We start from the raw sequence: 15,675 nt of genomic DNA on the forward strand, positions 1-15,675 counted from the left end.
TATCAGTGCATGATCCGGTTAAACGCGGTGAATAGTGTTGCCGCTTACATGACAAATTATGTGTGCCAGTGGGCGCTGTTATTTTAGATATAAGGGAAGCTGATGGAAGACCGTCAAATGGATGATGACAAAAAATATCAGGGAATCGGAGGGTGGCTGATCTTAGTGGCTATCGGTGTGGTGCTGAAGCCCATAGTTTTACTTGTGAAAACCTTACCTATCTTTGTTCCTATTTTTATCGACGATACGTGGCAGCAGCTAACCACGGCCGGCTCTGAGTATTACCATCCAATGTGGGCACCATTAATTATTGGTGAGGTGACGTTCAACATAGGGATGCTGATTGCTTCTGTTGCGCTGCTGTATCTGTTTTTTACTAAGCACTACCGTTTTCCGTTGCTGTTCATTCTGGTTTCAGTTGTTTCATTGGGTGTGTTGCCTTTGGACGCATGGCTTACCTCATTCCTATTTCCAGATGAACCGATATTTGACCCGGCAACTGTGAAAGAGTTAGCGCAGACAGCGATTGTGGCGCTTATCTGGATCCCTTACATGTTGGTGTCAAAAAGAGTGCGAGCGACCTTTATCGAGAAACGGCCAATCGCTGCTGATGGCCTCACGGAGCAATCAAGCGTCAATACTATCGGTTAATGTAAGCATGTTTCTGTACTATATTTTGCGGTTAGCTCTGGCTCATGTGGAATTTTTGTATTGAAATCCTTGCTTGGTGTGCTGGCTGTGCGTGACTTAGGAGCAAGTCAGCACAGCAAATTTGCCATTGATCAGACGTCGTAAATCAGTTGCAGCCAGCTCGATCTCTAATCCCCGTTTTCCGGCGCTGACATAGATGGTATTGAAGGCGTTTGCTGACTCATCGATTAGCGTGCGGAGGCGTTTCTTTTGCCCTAAGGGGCTGACGCCACCGAGGATATATCCGGTCGCTCTTTCTACCGCTTGTTGCGGTGCCATGACTGCTTTCTTGGCGTTACAGCTTTTCGCTAACGATTTCATACTGAGTTTATGACACACAGGGATCACGGCAACGACAAGCTCCTTAGTCTCTAGCTGTACAACCAATGTTTTGAATACCTTCTCAGCGTCAACGTCGAGTTTCTCCGCTGCTTCCAGGCCATAGGAGTCAGTTGCGGGATCGTGTTTGTACTGATGGACCCAGTGCACTATCGCCTGCTGCTTGGCAAGGTTAATCGCTGGCGTCATTGGTCATTCTCGTTAGGTTAGTCATTGGTTATTCAGTTACCCCTTATAGTTCGTGCGGCTATTATTTATTTCTAAATAATATTTTTAAACTTTTCAACGCAATAGCTGTTTTCGATGCTCTCAGGTTCGCCATCTACCGCTTTGTTGTCTAGGGTCTGTATAGGGTAGTTCCCAATCGACGTAACAGGGATGTGGCGACATGATTGCAGATGCACTGGAGTATATACGCAGAGAGGTCAGAGAGTATCTCAGCCTTGCAGATACTGAGGTGACGCTGGGACATGCCCATGAACTAAAAGATATTGGTAGTGCGGGTGTCCGGCTTACTCTGGTGAGTCTGGCTGAAGAATCAGCCCTTAGAAATCAAAGTCACACGGTAAGAACGCTCAACTCATTCGAATATCAACAGCCCCCTGTATTACTCAATTTGTTTCTATTGATCTCATTTGATTTTAGCCAATATGAAACCAGCCTTTTGCGTTTGTCGCAGACGGTTGAGCGGTTTCAATCCCAGCGCTATTTTGATCATAACAATGCCTCTGATCCCAACCTTTGGCCCGCCGGGCTGGAGCGACTTGTATTCGATCTGCATAACGTCGGATTCGAGCAGTTAAACCAGTTATGGGGGGTCTTGGGGGGCAGCTACTACCCGTCGATTTTGTACAAAGTGCGACTAGTGAAAATCCAAGCGCAAGAATCAGTGTCAGGCCCTGAAATTACCTCAATGCAAGTGAATACGAGGTTGATTAAGCCATGAGTTTTCGCCGTGATTATCTGCCTCTGTTTAGTATCGAATTAGTCGACAATGACAGCGGCTTGCCTATTGCTGCTAGATTCTCTCCGACTGGGCGTTGTAGTAAGCGAATGGCCAATCACGGTTTGCTATTTAGGAAACGCAACAATATGGCTGAGGTGTATTACAGTCGTAACCCGTGGGCGGAGTCCCCCGTTATTGGCGCGATCAGCGCGCTAACCCAGTTTGATTTTTCTATCCGTTTACCTGACGGCTTTTATCAACGCTATCAAGCTGATTTCGCAGGCCTTGGCTTGCGACATATGCACCTGCAGAACCGGGCTGCCGATGGCAGTCTTCGCCAAACGGCAGTGGCTTCTCTCAGTCAAACAGCGCTGCTGGGTGAGCAGGATGGTGCACTCATTGTTTCCCAGCACTACCAAGCGCGTATGAACTTGCCTATTGGCGCTTCAGCGATAGATATCAGGGCACAATTTTCGGAAACCATTGTGAAATCTATTGCGGTAACACAGGTAGGTAGCGATACCCCTGTTTCTGTCGATTTTTCCGGCTTGCCGTTTGGCCGATACACCTTGGCGCCTAACAATGCGCCGGCACAAAGGCTGACAGTTTATTTTGACGATAATCTGGTAGGCGATGGGGGGCATGGATTGGTGGCGGTATTTATCAATCAATCTCAAGCGCTCGCGCCTGCCCAAGGTTATCGTTTTGTGGCTCGTGTAGAACCCCGTTAGCAAGGGACCTTGTCCGAAGTCTGTTGATGGTATTTAACAACCGTTAACCCTGTGGCTAATGAAAGCCGCAGTAAGAGGACTGATTATGGCTTCGTATAATACCCCCGGGGTCTATATTGAAGAGATCACCAAGTTCCCTCCCTCCGTTGCCGCTGTGGAGACTGCCATTCCTGCCTTTATTGGATTTACCGAAAAGGCGGAGGATGAAAATGGCAACCCGATCCCCAATACCCCCACTCGAATTACCTCCATGGTGGAATATGAGGCGCGATTTGGGCGGGCGCCATTGCAAGCTTTTAGTGTCGATGTCTCACAGAAGGTGTTGAGCACCGGCAATAAACTGCTTTCAACCACGGTGAGCTTTGATGGCACTAAGCCAAGGTTTCCCCCTTATATGCTCTATTACAGCATGCTGCTGTACTTTGCCAATGGTGGCGGCCCTTGTTATGTGGTCTCTATTGGTGACACATCCAGCACGGCGTACAGCACGGGGTTGTTTACGGCAGCGATCACCAAACTGGAAGAGTACGATGAGCCGACGCTTTATCTCTTTCCTGATGCCTGTTCTCACCGCGCCAGCAATGAAGGCACGGACAGCGGGGTGGGGGATATTATTGATGCGGCTTTGACTAGCTGCGCCAAACTGCAGGATCGGTTTACCATTGCCGATGTCCGTAATGCGGTTACTGGCGGCACAGATACGAATGCAGAAGTCACCACCCATCTGCGAGGGCAGGTGCTGTCTGACAAAGATATCATCAAGTATGGCGCCGCCTACTTTCCTTACCTTGATACTTCGATCGATTTCCTCACCGGCGATGGCGCGATCACTATCAATACCCACACAGTGATCAGCGTGGCTGATGATGGCACAGAAACCTCCGCTCCAGGCCCGATCGCTGCGGATACCCTGCTCAGCGACGCGTCAGTGGTGCAGAGCCAAACCACGGTTTACAACGCGGTCAAAGCCTTTCTTCGAAACAACGGCAAAGTGACTCTGCCGCCAAGCGCTGCAGTGGCCGGTGTGTATGCCCGCGTTGATGCCAGCCGAGGCGTATGGAAAGCGCCTGCAAATGTCGGCTTAGCCCTCGTCGATAAGCCTGCGGTTACTATCACCAACGATATTAACGACGGGCTCAACGTCGATCCGGGGTCGGGTAAGTCGGTCAATGCGATCCGTGCGTTTGCCGGTAAAGGTGTGTTGGTGTGGGGCGCTCGCACCCTGGCCGGTAACGATAATGAGTGGCGCTATGTGCCAGTCAGGCGCTTTTTTAACTTTGTTGAAGAGTCGATTAAGAAAGCCACCTCGGCGTTCGTGTTTGAACCAAATGACGCTAATACCTGGGTCAAGGTCAGAACCATGATCGAAAACTTCCTGGTACTGCAGTGGCGCGATGGCGCGCTTGCTGGCGCAAAACCAGAAGATGCTTTCTACGTCCATATAGGCCTCAATCAAACGATGACAGCCGACGACATTTTGAATGGTTACATGAATGTCGAGATAGGTATGGCGGTAGTGCGTCCTGCGGAGTTCATTGTGCTGAAGTTCTCCCACAAGATGCAGGAATCATGAGCGGTTACCCAACTTTGAATGTGAGGAATGATCATGGCTAATAACTACCCCTTACCCAAGTTTCACTTTTCCGTGGAGTGGGGCGGACAGTCCATCGCTTTTTCAGAAGTGAGTGGGCTGGATGTTGAAACCGAAGTGATTGAATACCGCAGTGGCGCGCATCCCGAATACAGCAAAATCAAGATGCCCGGTATGCAGAAGTTCAGCAACGTCACCATGAAGCGTGGTGTGTTCAAGTCTGATAACGAGTATTTCGCTTGGTACAACAGCGTCAAAATGAACACCATTGAGCGCCGAGACGTCATTATCAGTCTGCTGAATGAAGAGCATGAGCCCGTGATGGTTTGGAAAATCAAGAACGCGTGGCCAACTAAGATCCAATCGACTGATTTGAAAGCGGAAGGTAACGAAGTCGCGATAGAAAGTATCGAGTTGGTGCACGAAGGTTTGGTGATCCAAAACGACTAGCGAGGGTGCTTGAACGATGGTGCAGTCTGGCGTTGGTTATCCCATGGTGGGGTTTCATTTCCGAGTGGAGTTCGCTCTCTCCTCGGCCTCCTATGATATGCAGTTTCGTGATGTCTCTGGCTTATCGATGGAATTAGATGAGGAGAGTGTCACCGAGGGGGGAGAAAACCGTTTTATTCAGCGCCTACCCAAGCGAGCCAAATATCCAGACCTGGTATTGAAGCGGGGCATGCTGCAGGACTCAGAGTTAAGAGAGTGGTGCCGAGCCGCGATCCAGGAAATGGATATTCAGCCGGTCACGGTCTGGGTCACTCTGCTGAATGAACAACATGAACCCCTGCAAACCTACACCTTTATTAACGCTTGGCCGAAGCGTTGGCAGCTGTCGGATCTGAACGCCGAAAGTAGCGCGGTCGTTATCGAAACCCTAGAGCTGGCTTACCAGTATTTTACCGTGAATTGATGCGAATAATGCTTACTCATACTCCCACAGGAGGTTGCGATGCCCATTGTCATTGATGAATTGATCGTGACAGCTGAAGTGACGTCACCTTCGGGTGCAGAAACAACGACGGAGCAGGCGTTGTCTGATCTCGATCGTGAGCAGTTGATCCGCGAGTGTGTGGATGAAGTGTTGGCGGTATTAGAACGTCAGTCAGAACGATAGTGGCAGACAGATAGAGCGGAGAATCTATTGTGGTTGATGGTTACCTCGAAAAGCTCAAAATTACCCCCTTTTTACAGGGCGAAGGCGTTCAGTCCTCCTTACCTGGTGGTGCGCCGTTTCTTGTTCAATTTAATCCAGAGAGCTTTTCTGTCAAAAACGATGTCAAACTCAATAGTGGTCAGGTTGCCACCGGAGCAACAGCGAAAGAAGCGAAGCAGGTATCTATCCCGCCCCGTGAATTCAATTTTGATTTCCTGCTTGATGGCACAGGTGCCAGTGGCCCAAGCCCTGATGTGACGGTGCAAATAAAGCTGTTTGAGAAGACCACCGGATTCACCGGGCAAACCCATAGGAACCACTTTTTGGTATTGCAGTGGGGGCAGTTTGTCGTCAGTTGCGTACTGAAGTCATTCACTATCAAGTACACGCTATTTCGTCCCAACGGTACGCCATTGCGAGCCAATTTGTCGGCGGTGTTTGTTGAGCATAAACCGAAGCAGCAGCAGAACCTTGAAAACAACCTCAAGTCCCCTGATGTGACCCATACCCATCGGGTTCAGGGCGATGAACACCTAGCGACTTTATGCCACCAATATTACCGCGATCCGACGCTCTACTATCGGGTGGCTGCCGCTAATCAGTTAAATAATTTGCGGCAGATCAGCGCCGCCGACGAGCTGCTCTTCCCACCAGTAGAAGGGAAGCGCTGATGCCAAGAACCCTACCTAATACAGGCGACCTCATTACTTTCACCCTAAAGTCAGACGGTGTTGCGCTATCCGCTGACTATGAAGTCGAGATGCTTGATATCCGCCGTCATGCCAACAAAATCGCATCCGCGACCCTCGTGCTGATAGACGGAGATCCTGCCCGTGCGACGTTTGCCCATAGCAGTGCTGCAACGTTGGTGCCGGGTGCAGAGATTGAGATCCTGGTGGGTTACAACAGTCGCGAGACATCCTTGTTTAAAGGGATTTTGCTGCGTCAACAATTGAAGGTGACTGAAAACGGAACCAGTCGGTTGAAAGTGGAGTGCCGAGATGGCGCGTTCGTTATGGCGCAGGCTGCTAAGTCCCGCTACTTTCAGCAGTTGTCTGATTCAGGCTTGTTCGACCGTTTACTCTCCGACTACTCAGGTCTGACCTTAACTGCGGTAAACACCCAGTTTACTCATCCAGAAATTGTGCAATTTCGGCAAAGTGATTGGGAGCTGATGTTGCAACGTGTGGAGCTCAATGGCCTCTATATTGCCACTGAGGATGGCACCGTGCGGATCAGTGAAGTCGCTGATGAAGTGAACCCAATCGCCGTGAGATATGGCATTGATGTGATCGAATGTGATTTCCAGCTGGATGCGCGTAATCAGTTTAGTGAGGTGACCTGTCATGCATGGTTACCGGCAGATCAGCAGATGACATCGGCGACCGGTACACCTGTTAATTTCAGTGCACCGGGAAATATCCCGCAGCAGGCATTGGCGCAAGCTGCTGGGAACCAACCAATGAGTCAAACAACCAGCGGCAGCTTTGCTATCGAGCAACTGCAATCGGCCAGTAATGCTCTGGTTGCTCGGCAACAGCTGGCTAAAGTTCAGGGAACAGTCACGGTACAGGGCGTGGCAGCGTTCCAAATCGGTAGCTGGGTTGAATTGCAGGGATTTGGTGAACGTTTTAATGGCACCGCTTGGGTGGGGGGGCTCCGGCATGTGGTTAGTCGTGGAAATTGGTTAACCACGCTACAAGTGGGGATGAGCCCGCAGCCGCAAACTGAACATTGCTTGATGCCGCCAACGACTAAATCGCCGTTTGCTACTGCTTCGGCAGCCGGTTTTGTGTCGGGATTGCAGATAGGAGTGGTAACACAATTACAAGATGATCCCATGGGCGAAGAGCGGATCTTGGTAAAGCTACCCAGTATTGATGCTAACCATGACGGCATCTGGTGCCGATTAGCGACACTGGACGCTGGTGATCAGCGGGGCGTTGTTTGTCGTCCAGAGATTGGTGATGAAGTGGTCGTTGGGCTATTTGATAACGATCCCCATTCCGCAGTAGTACTTGGCAGCCTACATAGCAGTGGTAAGGCACCTCCGATTGCAGCCTGTGATGATAACCATGAGAAAGGGTGGACGACCCGCTCCGGGATCGCTTTCACCATTGATGATGAGAAAGCGAGCGTGATGGTGGCAACCCCTGCGGGCAATAGCCTCACCATCAGTGATGACCAAAGCACGATCGTGGTCGAAGACCAACATGGCAATAAGATCACCATGGAGCAGGCGGGGATCAGCTTGTCTTCCGCTAAAGACCTGACGCTGAGTGCCAGCGGAGATATCAAATTGGAAGCAACAGGTATCGATATCGCTGCCAACGGAGAAGCTAATCTCAGCGGGCAAGCCGGCACGAAAGTAGAAAGCAGTGCCAATACCGTGGTCAAAGGCTCCTTGGTTCAGATTAATTAGTGAGTGGCATTTATAAGAGGGATTTTCGATGAAGCCAGCAGCGCGAGTGAATGACTTTCATACGTGTCCGATGATCAGTCCCGGGCCGGTGCCGCATGTTGGCGGCATCATCTCGCCTCCCGGTGCCGTCAGCGTGTTGATTGGTGGCATGCCTGCTGCTCGGGTTGGTGATATGGCTATCTGTGTTGGCCCACCCGATACCATTGCATCGGGCTCATCCACGGTATTGATTGGCGGTGCTCCGGCGGCACGACTGGGTGACAGTACGGCCCATGGTGGTGTCATTGTTGCTGGTGATCCGACCGTGTTGATAGGAGGCTAATCATGGCTGATTCGGAGCAGATCATTGGACGCGGCTGGAGCTTCCCTCCAAGTTTTGATCGTGGGCGAGGGGAGGTGGCTATGACCACGGGTATCGATGATATCCATGCCAGTCTGCAGATAATCTTTTCCACCTCGCTGGGCGAGCGGCTGATGCAACCCATCTTCGGTTGCAGTTTGCAAAGCATGGTGCAAGAGCCGATGAATAGCGGCAACCTTGGCTATATCAAATACCTGATTGAGACCGCGATCCTCTATCACGAACCGCGTATTGATGCGGAGGAGGTGGGGGTGAGCTTTAACGCCGAGCAGGGGGTATTAGATATTGCGATCTCATATTTGGTGCGCGGCTCTAACTCCCGTTTCAACTTTGTTTATCCCTTTTACATCAATGAGGGCGAAGCATAGTGACTGACTCATGTAAACGAGACAATCCGCTGCATCGTAGAGGCTCTGATCAGCAGAGTCGACAGCTTGCTGCGCTGTCACCCGATCATTTTAAAGTCGATGAGCGAACTCTGGCTGACTTTTTACTGTTTGCCAGACGCTACAGTGAACAGATCCGTTTTTATGGTCCCGGCGCGAATGCAAGCAGCGACTGGAAGCCGTTTTTCCAACAAGATGTCAGCGTTGTCTTGGCAGGGTTAAGCCAGTTACCTTATCGCCAGTACCTTACTTTTTCGCAGGCGCTTAAAACCTTTCTCGCCAGTGATCCTAATGCTGATAGCAGTGTGCTTAATCAGTATTTCTTGCTGCAAATACATCTGCCCCTTCTGCTCCTCGCAGAGGTGAACGACAGCTTGAAGCTATTGCCACAGGATCATCCACTAGTGTTCCAGTCTGATGCGTGGGTGAAACGCCATTTAAGTTCGCCACTGACCAGCTTGATGGGATATTACAAAGGTGCACTGGCTGCTCCCTTGCAGGGGTTTAGCGACCAGCCCTTAGATACGAATTTACTTAATCTTGGTTCCGATCCTTTATCGCCGTACCTATTGCTACCTGGCTCTGTGGCTTCCCGTTTATCTCCGTTAACCTGGCCATCGCTATGGCAGCAGCGCTGTGCCGATCTAGCTGATTTGGCTGCTATTGATTATGCCTCGATTGCGGCGGTGACCAACCCTTACCTACAAGCAAGTGGCACCTTTGAGCAGATCCAGGATGCGTTGAATTACAACCTGTTGGTTAACTCGGTCGAATCGATTATCACGGCGATGGCGGTGATCGTTGAGCAAGCGAACGCTGCGTTGTCGCAGTCTTTGTTGCAAGGGGATCACGCGCCCCACTATGGTCTCTGGTTAGCCTTTGTAAAACTTTACCAAGAACCGCAAAAAATACTTAATCGCTTCACTGGTCGGCACCTTGATTACTATTACCGCGACATTTTGCAGATCCCACCACAGCCTGCGGTACCAGCAAAAGTCGCTGTGGTATTGACCCCAGCCAAGCAGGTTAAAAGTCACCTGCTGGCCAAAGGCAGCTTGCTCGACGCCGGTAAGTCTCCCAGCGGGCAGCCGCTGCAGTTTGCTTTGCAAAGTGACTTTGTGGTTAATCGTGCCACGGTCAAAGAGCTACGGGGCTTTCGCCGTGTTGTCACCGATAATGGCGAGATCCCTTATACCTCATCAGTTGCTAATAGTGCTGATGGTCAAGGCCAAGCCCTGCCAAAATCGGATCCCAGCTGGCCAGCTTTCGGACCTGCTAATGACAGCAATCAGGCTGAATTGGGTTTTGTAGTGGCTGATCGTCAGCTGCTGTTGTCCGATGGGCAACGCTTTATCCGCTTGATAGCACAACTGTCTGCACCAGCGTCAGCAAGCTGGGCGCTGGCATTTAAAGCTGCGATCACCACCGAAAAAGCGTGGTTGGATCTTGACTCAACGCAATTGTCTGTACAGCGGATCGGCGATGATCTGGAGTTTGTCATTCGTTTAGAAGGTAGCGTTCCTGCGATAACTTGTTACAACCCCAAAGTACATGGCTCCGGTTACAAGCAAGGAACACCCGCACTGCGGATCTGGATCGATCCAGACTCAGGCCAGTTCGCCAACCTTATCGACCTCAAATTTAGCCATTTGCTGCTTGATGTGGCAGTGATTGGTAGTCGTCACTATTCACTTAGTGGCGATCACGGCGTGCTGGATCCCAGTAAGCCGTTTATGCCGTTTGGGCCGCAACCCAAGCCCGGAAGTCAGTTAATACTCGGTGGCAAAGAGCTGTTTGGTAAGCCATTGCAGTTACTGGTGCTCCGTGCCTCGTGGCAGGAGTCATTCGGTTATCAGAGCCACTTTAAAGCGCATATCACCGCGCTGAATGCTCACTGTCACGTCAGTACGTTAGCGCAGGGGGTTTGGCAACCCATTCCCGTCGCGGCGGAAGTGCCATTTTTCGTTAACGCTGCAGACCAGTTTGACATTCATGCCTATCTGCAGTTGGTAAATAGCTCTGGCCACGCCAGCGAAGATGAGAGTAGCTTTGCGCTGTTATCGCAACTGGACTATTTGACCCGTCTTGCTTTCGCTCCGTATCTAAAAGGGATCTGGCTCGATAATTTGGACACGGTGGCTGATCTCAATAGTGATGGTGACAGCTATCAAACCAGCAGCATTAGCGGTTTTGTTAAGTTCACCCTGGGCTCTAATTTTGGTCATCATCAGTTCGCTGCTGAAAATAGCTTGGCGCTGATCGGCAAAACCGTGACATCACCAGCGTTCACTCAGAAGAGCTATTACAGCTACGACAGCGCTATTCCGAAACCGCCATACACACCGGTGATGACTGAGCTACTGGTGGATTATTTAAGTGTGGCGGCGACGCAAACGGAGTTTTATCACCATGACCTGTTTGGGGTCAGACAAATTGACCTTGCTGCTACATCTACCGTCGAACATCGCTTGTTTCCAGAACATAAACAGGCGGGCGAGCTCTATCTCGGGATCGCCGATCTGCAACCGCCGCAATCCTTGTCATTGCTATTTCATGCTCAAGAAGGCAGCGCTAATCCGCTGAAAGAGCTGGCGACCCTGCAATGGGATTATTTAGTCGGCGACCAGTGGCAGCCATTTGATAACCCCAAACCCATTGATGGCAGCTACTCGCTTTCAGGCTCCGGCATTATCACGCTGGTGATCCCGGAAGCTGCGGATACACAGCACGCTATTCTGCCCTCAGGCTTACATTGGTTGCGGTTATCGGTGACTGAAGATGTCGATGCGCTTTGTCGTTTGATCGAGGTGCTACCGCAAGCCACAACAGCGTATCAGAGCAGCGCATTGGACGAGGTGGCGACCCTGCCTGCAGGAACGATCAGTAAGCTGGTGTTGAGTGACAGCGGTATAAAAGCGGTGAACCAGCCGCTGGCTTCATATGGTGGCAGCACAGCAGAGCCTGATAGCGGATACGCGCTTCGGATCAGCGAACGGCTGCGACATAAACAACGGGCGGTATCACCCTGGGATTACGAGCAGTTGGTGTTGGCACAGTTCCCCGAGGTGTTTCGGGTGCGTTGCCTGAACCATAGCGCCTTGTGTGAAGGCGCATCGCAACCGATTGTGAATGGCCGTAAACCCGGTTCAGTCCTGATTGTGCCGATTCCGCAGATGATCGACGGACATTTTCAGGCGCCTAATCGTCCTTATAACACGCGTCAAACCTTGGCAAAAATTGCTGAATATCTGCGTTCTAGGATCAGTCCCTTTGTGCAGTTGCGTGTTGAAAATCCGCAGGTCGAAGAGATCAAACTGCAGCTGAATGTCGCATTTAAGCCAGAGATCCTAGATACCGACTTTTATATCGAGCAGTTAAAGCAGGAGGTTGATCGCCATCTGATGCCGTGGGCGTATGGTGACGGCGCGCAGCTGGACTTCGCAGGTAGCTGGCATAAATCGATGTTGATCAATTTTATCGAACAGCAGGCTTACGTCGATTACGTGACCGATGTGTTGATGTTCCACCGTGTTGATATCAATGACAGTGATCCCAGCTGGTTAAGCCGAGACCTCGATCTGATAACTGCGTCGTCGGCGCGGTCAGTATTGGTTTCCCACCTTAACCATAACTTCTCAATTGCAGGGTGTGCGTGATGGAATCCTTAACCCTCACAACTGACACTAAGCTGGAAACCGGCCAGGACTACGGGCAATTGCGTGCCTTGGGTATGGAGTATATCCAGCAGTTTTGCGCTGAAACCTGGAGTGACCATAATCTGCATGATCCAGGGATCACCACCCTGGAACTGCTTAGCTATGCTTTGACCGATCTTTCGTACCGCGCCTCGTTTAGCACGAAAGATCTGTTGGTGCCAGAATCTGGTTACATTAGTGACAGCCAGATCTCAGGGTTTTTCCCTGCGCAGGATATTCTCCCCAACACCACGTTAACTCAACTCGATTATCGTCAATTACTGCTGAAAATTGAGGGGATTAGGAATGCCTGGCTACAGCCCCTGACCGATCCGCAAGCGCCAGCGAGTGAAGTGCCCATTTATCTCGATCATTTGGCCGAGCGTTTAAGCCTAGATCCGAAAAATTCCTCAGGTCAGGATAATGAGTCGCTGCATCTGTCCGGCTTATATCAGGTGTTGCTGGAGTTAGAGCCGGATCCTGAGCTGGGTACATTGAACGAATCAGAGCTGACATTTGTTTTGCGTAGTACCTTGTTTAAAGGGCGTGATGGGGCGCTGGATTATCTGCAAGCAACGGCGTTGCTGTTGACCTCTGATGCTTTGCAACAGTGGGCTGCAGCTGCCGAATGGCTGACACAAGAGGTGCCAACTGTCACCCTTGAGCCTGTGAGTTTATGGCGGATCAATGTGCGGGTCTCGCTCAGTACAGGTGATCTAGCGCCGTTAACCTTGCAACTGCAGCAACCGGCACCTGATCCTGCTGTTGACGATGATTGGTTGATGCTTCTATCGCCCGCCGGAGACGATCTATTGCTGCGTTTCGCCCGCAAGCAGGCGCAGATCTTGAAGGTGTTGACCTATGCTTCCGCAGCGCTACACGACAGCCGTAACCTGTGTGAAGACTATCGTGCTGTGACCACGGTGGCTGCCGATTATATTGCTATCTGTAGTGATATTGAAGTTGCGCCCGCTGCTGATCTCGAGCTGGTACAGGCGCATGTCTATTTTGCGGTGGAACAGTATCTTAATCCGCCAGTGCACTATTACAGTTTGAGTGAGATGTTGGCGGCGGGGATCCCTGCCGATGAGGTCTATACCGGCCCCTATATCAATCGTGAGTTGCAGGTTTCCGACACTGCGTTAGGGATTGAAGCGCAGCCGGTGTTTACCAAACCTGGCTTTAACAAAGCCGATGAACTTGCCAACAGTGAATTACGCACCGCCATCCACAGCTCTGACATTATTGCCGCTATTATGGCGCTGGATGACGTCGTGGCGGTAAAGTCATTGAGTTTACGTAAGTACAGTGCGGCGGGGCATCCTAGCGGCGATAGCGAACGCTGGTGTTTGTCTATCAGCCCCGGCCATCAACCCGTGCTGACAATTGCTCATTCCAAGGTGCTGTTTTTCAAGCGTTCCATCCCCTATTTAGGCCAGAGCAGCGAGTTTCAGTCTACTTTGCGTTATCTACGGGCTGCGGCGGCTAAAGCCAGCTATAGCGGCTCAGAGGAGGCGTTGATCGCCCCGGTGGGTGAGTACCGAAACACCAAGGATCATTATCCGGTTCAACATGATTTCCCGCAAACCTATCAAATTGGCGAAGCGGGACTGAAAGCCGGTGCTGAGCCTCAGCGAATTGAGCAAGCTCGGCAAATGAAGGGGTATTTACTGTTTTTTGAACAGGTACTGGCTGACTACCTGGCACAACTGGCCAATCTTCCCCACCTGTTTTCTCTCGACAGCGGCGCTGAACACTCCTATTACAGCCAATACCTATCCAATATTCAGGCCACATTAGGCACCTTTGAAGATGAGTTCTATATCGACAAAGGCAAGTTGCAGGATGAGCTGCAACGGAGCGCATTGTGGGAGGATGAAGCGAGTTATCAGGCGCGGAAAAACCGCTTGTTGGATCATCTGTTGGCGCGCTTTGGTGAGCAGTTCAATGACTATGTGCTGATGCTCTATCAGCAAAATGGCGACACATTGAAGAGCAACCAAACGCTGATCACAGACAAAACCCAGTTCCTGCAGTCGTTGCCTGTGATTAGTCGTGAGCGCAATCGCGGCTTTAACTATCGTCCCACAGCTCTTGCAGCCATCTGGAACAGTGACAATGTCTCAGGGCTGGAAAAAAGGGTCGCGTTGTTAACCAGTATGGACAATTTCGCGCGGCGGGATCTCAGTTGCGACAAGTTGCTTACAACGCTTTTCGACACGCGTAAGCATGGCAATGAGTTCCGCGTCGAGATAAAAGATCCATCGCAACATTTGCTGTTTAAGTCGGTGGAGCTGTTTGTTAGCAGAGACGAAGCGATGGCGCAGGCGGTTCTGCTTTATGGCGGTCTGGATGCAGATAACGCCATTCTCTTGAGTGAGCCTGACAGCGACGGACACCAGACGCTGACGATAGAAGTGGACGCCGTTCGCTTGACCCATGATGCCGAACTGAGCGTTGCAGATGCCGCGGCACTAGCCACAGCGATCCGCCAGCGCTATACGGCGGTTAGCGCCGAGGCAACAGAGGAAGACCCTGCCAGCGTGCTGTTTGATACCCGTCAGACCGGCAATGATTATCGTCTTGAGATCAAAGATCGCCAACAGTTTATTCTTTTTAAGTCGGTGGCGCTGTTTGCCAGCAGAGAGGAGGCGATGAGCCTCGCTGCTCGCTTGTTTGTCGGCGTGCGTGAACGGAAGAATTTCCATATTGATAGCAGTGGCGGACCCGGAACGATCGAGTTATCTCTGCGGGTTGGTGATGATTTGTTGGTGCATGAGCAGGGCTTCGATACCGTGGCCGATGCTGATCAAGTCGCCAGAGATGTGATTGATCGTTATCGCGAGATCCTCGGCGGTATTCATTGTGCCAGTGAAGGGTTTTATTTAATTGAGCATCTGCTGCTCAGACCTCGCACCGACCAAGCCCGTTTACTCACCGCGTGTATCGATAGCAGTAGCGGCTGCGGTGACGAAGATCCCTATTCGTTCCGTGCCTCGGTGATTTTGCCCTATTGGCCAACTCGCTTTCAGCAAGCTGGCTTCCGCCGTTTCTTTGAACACACCATTCGCGAGCAGGCCCCGGCCCATATCCATTTAAAGATCTGCTGGATAGATCATCATCAGATGGAGCAGTTAGAGCAGGTTTATCAGCAGTGGTGTCAGCAGATGGCGACACAACCATTCGACAGTGCCAGTTTGACGCAGGCACAGAACCAATTGATCACACAGTTAGCACAATTAAAGAGTGTCTATCCTGCGGCAGTACTTCATGACTGCCGAGATGATGATACGACTACACCCGTTCGCCTTGGCAGCACTAATTTGGGCGTTGACTAGACAAGGAACAGCTTACGCTG

14 protein-coding genes are annotated in these 15,675 nt (G+C 51.1%); 13 read left to right on the forward strand and 1 reads right to left on the reverse strand.

All coding sequences use genetic code 11. From position 1 onward, the window contains the following. Window positions 1-102 precede the first annotated feature (102 nt). On the forward strand, window positions 103-651 hold the full coding sequence (locus DU002_RS09015; protein ID WP_199405204.1) for a DUF2569 domain-containing protein: 549 nt from the start codon (window positions 103-105) through the stop codon (window positions 649-651). Between the two features lie 96 nt (window positions 652-747). On the opposite strand, the gene ybaK is transcribed toward DU002_RS09015, so the two are convergent. Then, window positions 748-1,218 (reverse strand): Cys-tRNA(Pro) deacylase, encoded by a 471-nt coding sequence (gene ybaK / locus DU002_RS09020; protein WP_114338039.1) that lies wholly within the window; start codon window positions 1,216-1,218, stop codon window positions 748-750. Between the two features lie 199 nt (window positions 1,219-1,417). Between ybaK and DU002_RS09025 the strand changes: the two genes are divergently transcribed. From DU002_RS09025 to DU002_RS09075, 12 genes are all read left to right on the forward strand, one after another. Next, a complete protein-coding gene (locus DU002_RS09025; protein ID WP_114338040.1) occupies window positions 1,418-1,975 on the forward strand; it encodes a DUF4255 domain-containing protein in 558 nt (185 codons plus the stop codon). Then, the gene (locus DU002_RS09030) at window positions 1,972-2,706 is read left to right on the forward strand and encodes a hypothetical protein (RefSeq protein WP_114338041.1); all 735 of its coding nucleotides are present in this window, start codon (window positions 1,972-1,974) and stop codon (window positions 2,704-2,706) included. The genes DU002_RS09025 and DU002_RS09030 overlap by 4 nt, the downstream gene beginning before the upstream one ends. A gap of 85 nt (window positions 2,707-2,791) precedes the next feature. Further along, the gene (locus DU002_RS09035; RefSeq protein ID WP_114338042.1) at window positions 2,792-4,279 is read left to right on the forward strand and encodes a phage tail sheath family protein; all 1,488 of its coding nucleotides are present in this window, start codon (window positions 2,792-2,794) and stop codon (window positions 4,277-4,279) included. Window positions 4,280-4,312: 33 nt separating this feature from the next. Then, window positions 4,313-4,747 carry a phage tail protein gene (locus DU002_RS09040; protein ID WP_114338087.1) on the forward strand — a complete coding sequence of 145 codons (435 nt, stop codon included), beginning with the start codon at window positions 4,313-4,315 and terminating at the stop codon, window positions 4,745-4,747. Between the two features lie 16 nt (window positions 4,748-4,763). Continuing rightward, window positions 4,764-5,210 (forward strand): phage tail protein, encoded by a 447-nt coding sequence (locus tag DU002_RS09045; RefSeq protein ID WP_114338043.1) that lies wholly within the window; start codon window positions 4,764-4,766, stop codon window positions 5,208-5,210. A gap of 39 nt (window positions 5,211-5,249) precedes the next feature. Beyond that, window positions 5,250-5,414: a DUF5908 family protein gene (locus DU002_RS19355; RefSeq protein ID WP_158538013.1), complete on the forward strand. Its 165-nt coding sequence runs from the start codon at window positions 5,250-5,252 to the stop codon at window positions 5,412-5,414. Between the two features lie 29 nt (window positions 5,415-5,443). Continuing rightward, window positions 5,444-6,124, forward strand: coding sequence for a CIS tube protein (locus DU002_RS09050; protein ID WP_114338044.1), 681 nt, complete (start codon window positions 5,444-5,446; stop codon window positions 6,122-6,124). Continuing rightward, on the forward strand, window positions 6,124-7,875 hold the full coding sequence (gene vgrG, locus DU002_RS09055; RefSeq protein ID WP_114338045.1) for a type VI secretion system tip protein VgrG: 1,752 nt from the start codon (window positions 6,124-6,126) through the stop codon (window positions 7,873-7,875). The genes DU002_RS09050 and vgrG overlap by 1 nt, the downstream gene beginning before the upstream one ends. Before the next feature lie 28 nt (window positions 7,876-7,903). Next, the gene (locus tag DU002_RS09060; protein WP_114338046.1) at window positions 7,904-8,197 is read left to right on the forward strand and encodes a PAAR domain-containing protein; all 294 of its coding nucleotides are present in this window, start codon (window positions 7,904-7,906) and stop codon (window positions 8,195-8,197) included. 2 nt (window positions 8,198-8,199) lie between these two features. Beyond that, the gene (locus DU002_RS09065; protein ID WP_114338047.1) at window positions 8,200-8,604 is read left to right on the forward strand and encodes a GPW/gp25 family protein; all 405 of its coding nucleotides are present in this window, start codon (window positions 8,200-8,202) and stop codon (window positions 8,602-8,604) included. After that, entirely contained in the window at window positions 8,604-12,278 is a 3,675-nt protein-coding gene (locus DU002_RS09070; RefSeq protein WP_114338048.1) for a baseplate J/gp47 family protein, read from the forward strand. The genes DU002_RS09065 and DU002_RS09070 overlap by 1 nt, the downstream gene beginning before the upstream one ends. Next, a complete protein-coding gene (locus tag DU002_RS09075; RefSeq protein WP_114338049.1) occupies window positions 12,278-15,655 on the forward strand; it encodes a baseplate J/gp47 family protein in 3,378 nt (1,125 codons plus the stop codon). The genes DU002_RS09070 and DU002_RS09075 overlap by 1 nt, the downstream gene beginning before the upstream one ends. The last annotated feature ends 20 nt before the right edge of the window (window positions 15,656-15,675 follow it).

Origin of the sequence: Corallincola holothuriorum (assembly GCF_003336225.1) — a bacterium.
GTDB classification, from domain to species: Bacteria; Pseudomonadota; Gammaproteobacteria; order Enterobacterales; family Neiellaceae; genus Corallincola; species Corallincola holothuriorum.

Coding starts and splice junctions, on each gene's coding strand:
- DU002_RS09015 (WP_199405204.1), top strand. CDS start 103: ATGGAAGACCGTCAAATGGATGATGACAAAAAATATCAGGGAATCGGA.
- ybaK (WP_114338039.1), bottom strand. CDS start 1,218: ATGACGCCAGCGATTAACCTTGCCAAGCAGCAGGCGATAGTGCACTGG.
- DU002_RS09025 (WP_114338040.1), top strand. CDS start 1,418: ATGATTGCAGATGCACTGGAGTATATACGCAGAGAGGTCAGAGAGTAT.
- DU002_RS09030 (WP_114338041.1), top strand. CDS start 1,972: ATGAGTTTTCGCCGTGATTATCTGCCTCTGTTTAGTATCGAATTAGTC.
- DU002_RS09035 (WP_114338042.1), top strand. CDS start 2,792: ATGGCTTCGTATAATACCCCCGGGGTCTATATTGAAGAGATCACCAAG.
- DU002_RS09040 (WP_114338087.1), top strand. CDS start 4,313: ATGGCTAATAACTACCCCTTACCCAAGTTTCACTTTTCCGTGGAGTGG.
- DU002_RS09045 (WP_114338043.1), top strand. CDS start 4,764: ATGGTGCAGTCTGGCGTTGGTTATCCCATGGTGGGGTTTCATTTCCGA.
- DU002_RS19355 (WP_158538013.1), top strand. CDS start 5,250: ATGCCCATTGTCATTGATGAATTGATCGTGACAGCTGAAGTGACGTCA.
- vgrG (WP_114338045.1), top strand. CDS start 6,124: ATGCCAAGAACCCTACCTAATACAGGCGACCTCATTACTTTCACCCTA.
- DU002_RS09060 (WP_114338046.1), top strand. CDS start 7,904: ATGAAGCCAGCAGCGCGAGTGAATGACTTTCATACGTGTCCGATGATC.
- DU002_RS09065 (WP_114338047.1), top strand. CDS start 8,200: ATGGCTGATTCGGAGCAGATCATTGGACGCGGCTGGAGCTTCCCTCCA.
- DU002_RS09075 (WP_114338049.1), top strand. CDS start 12,278: ATGGAATCCTTAACCCTCACAACTGACACTAAGCTGGAAACCGGCCAG.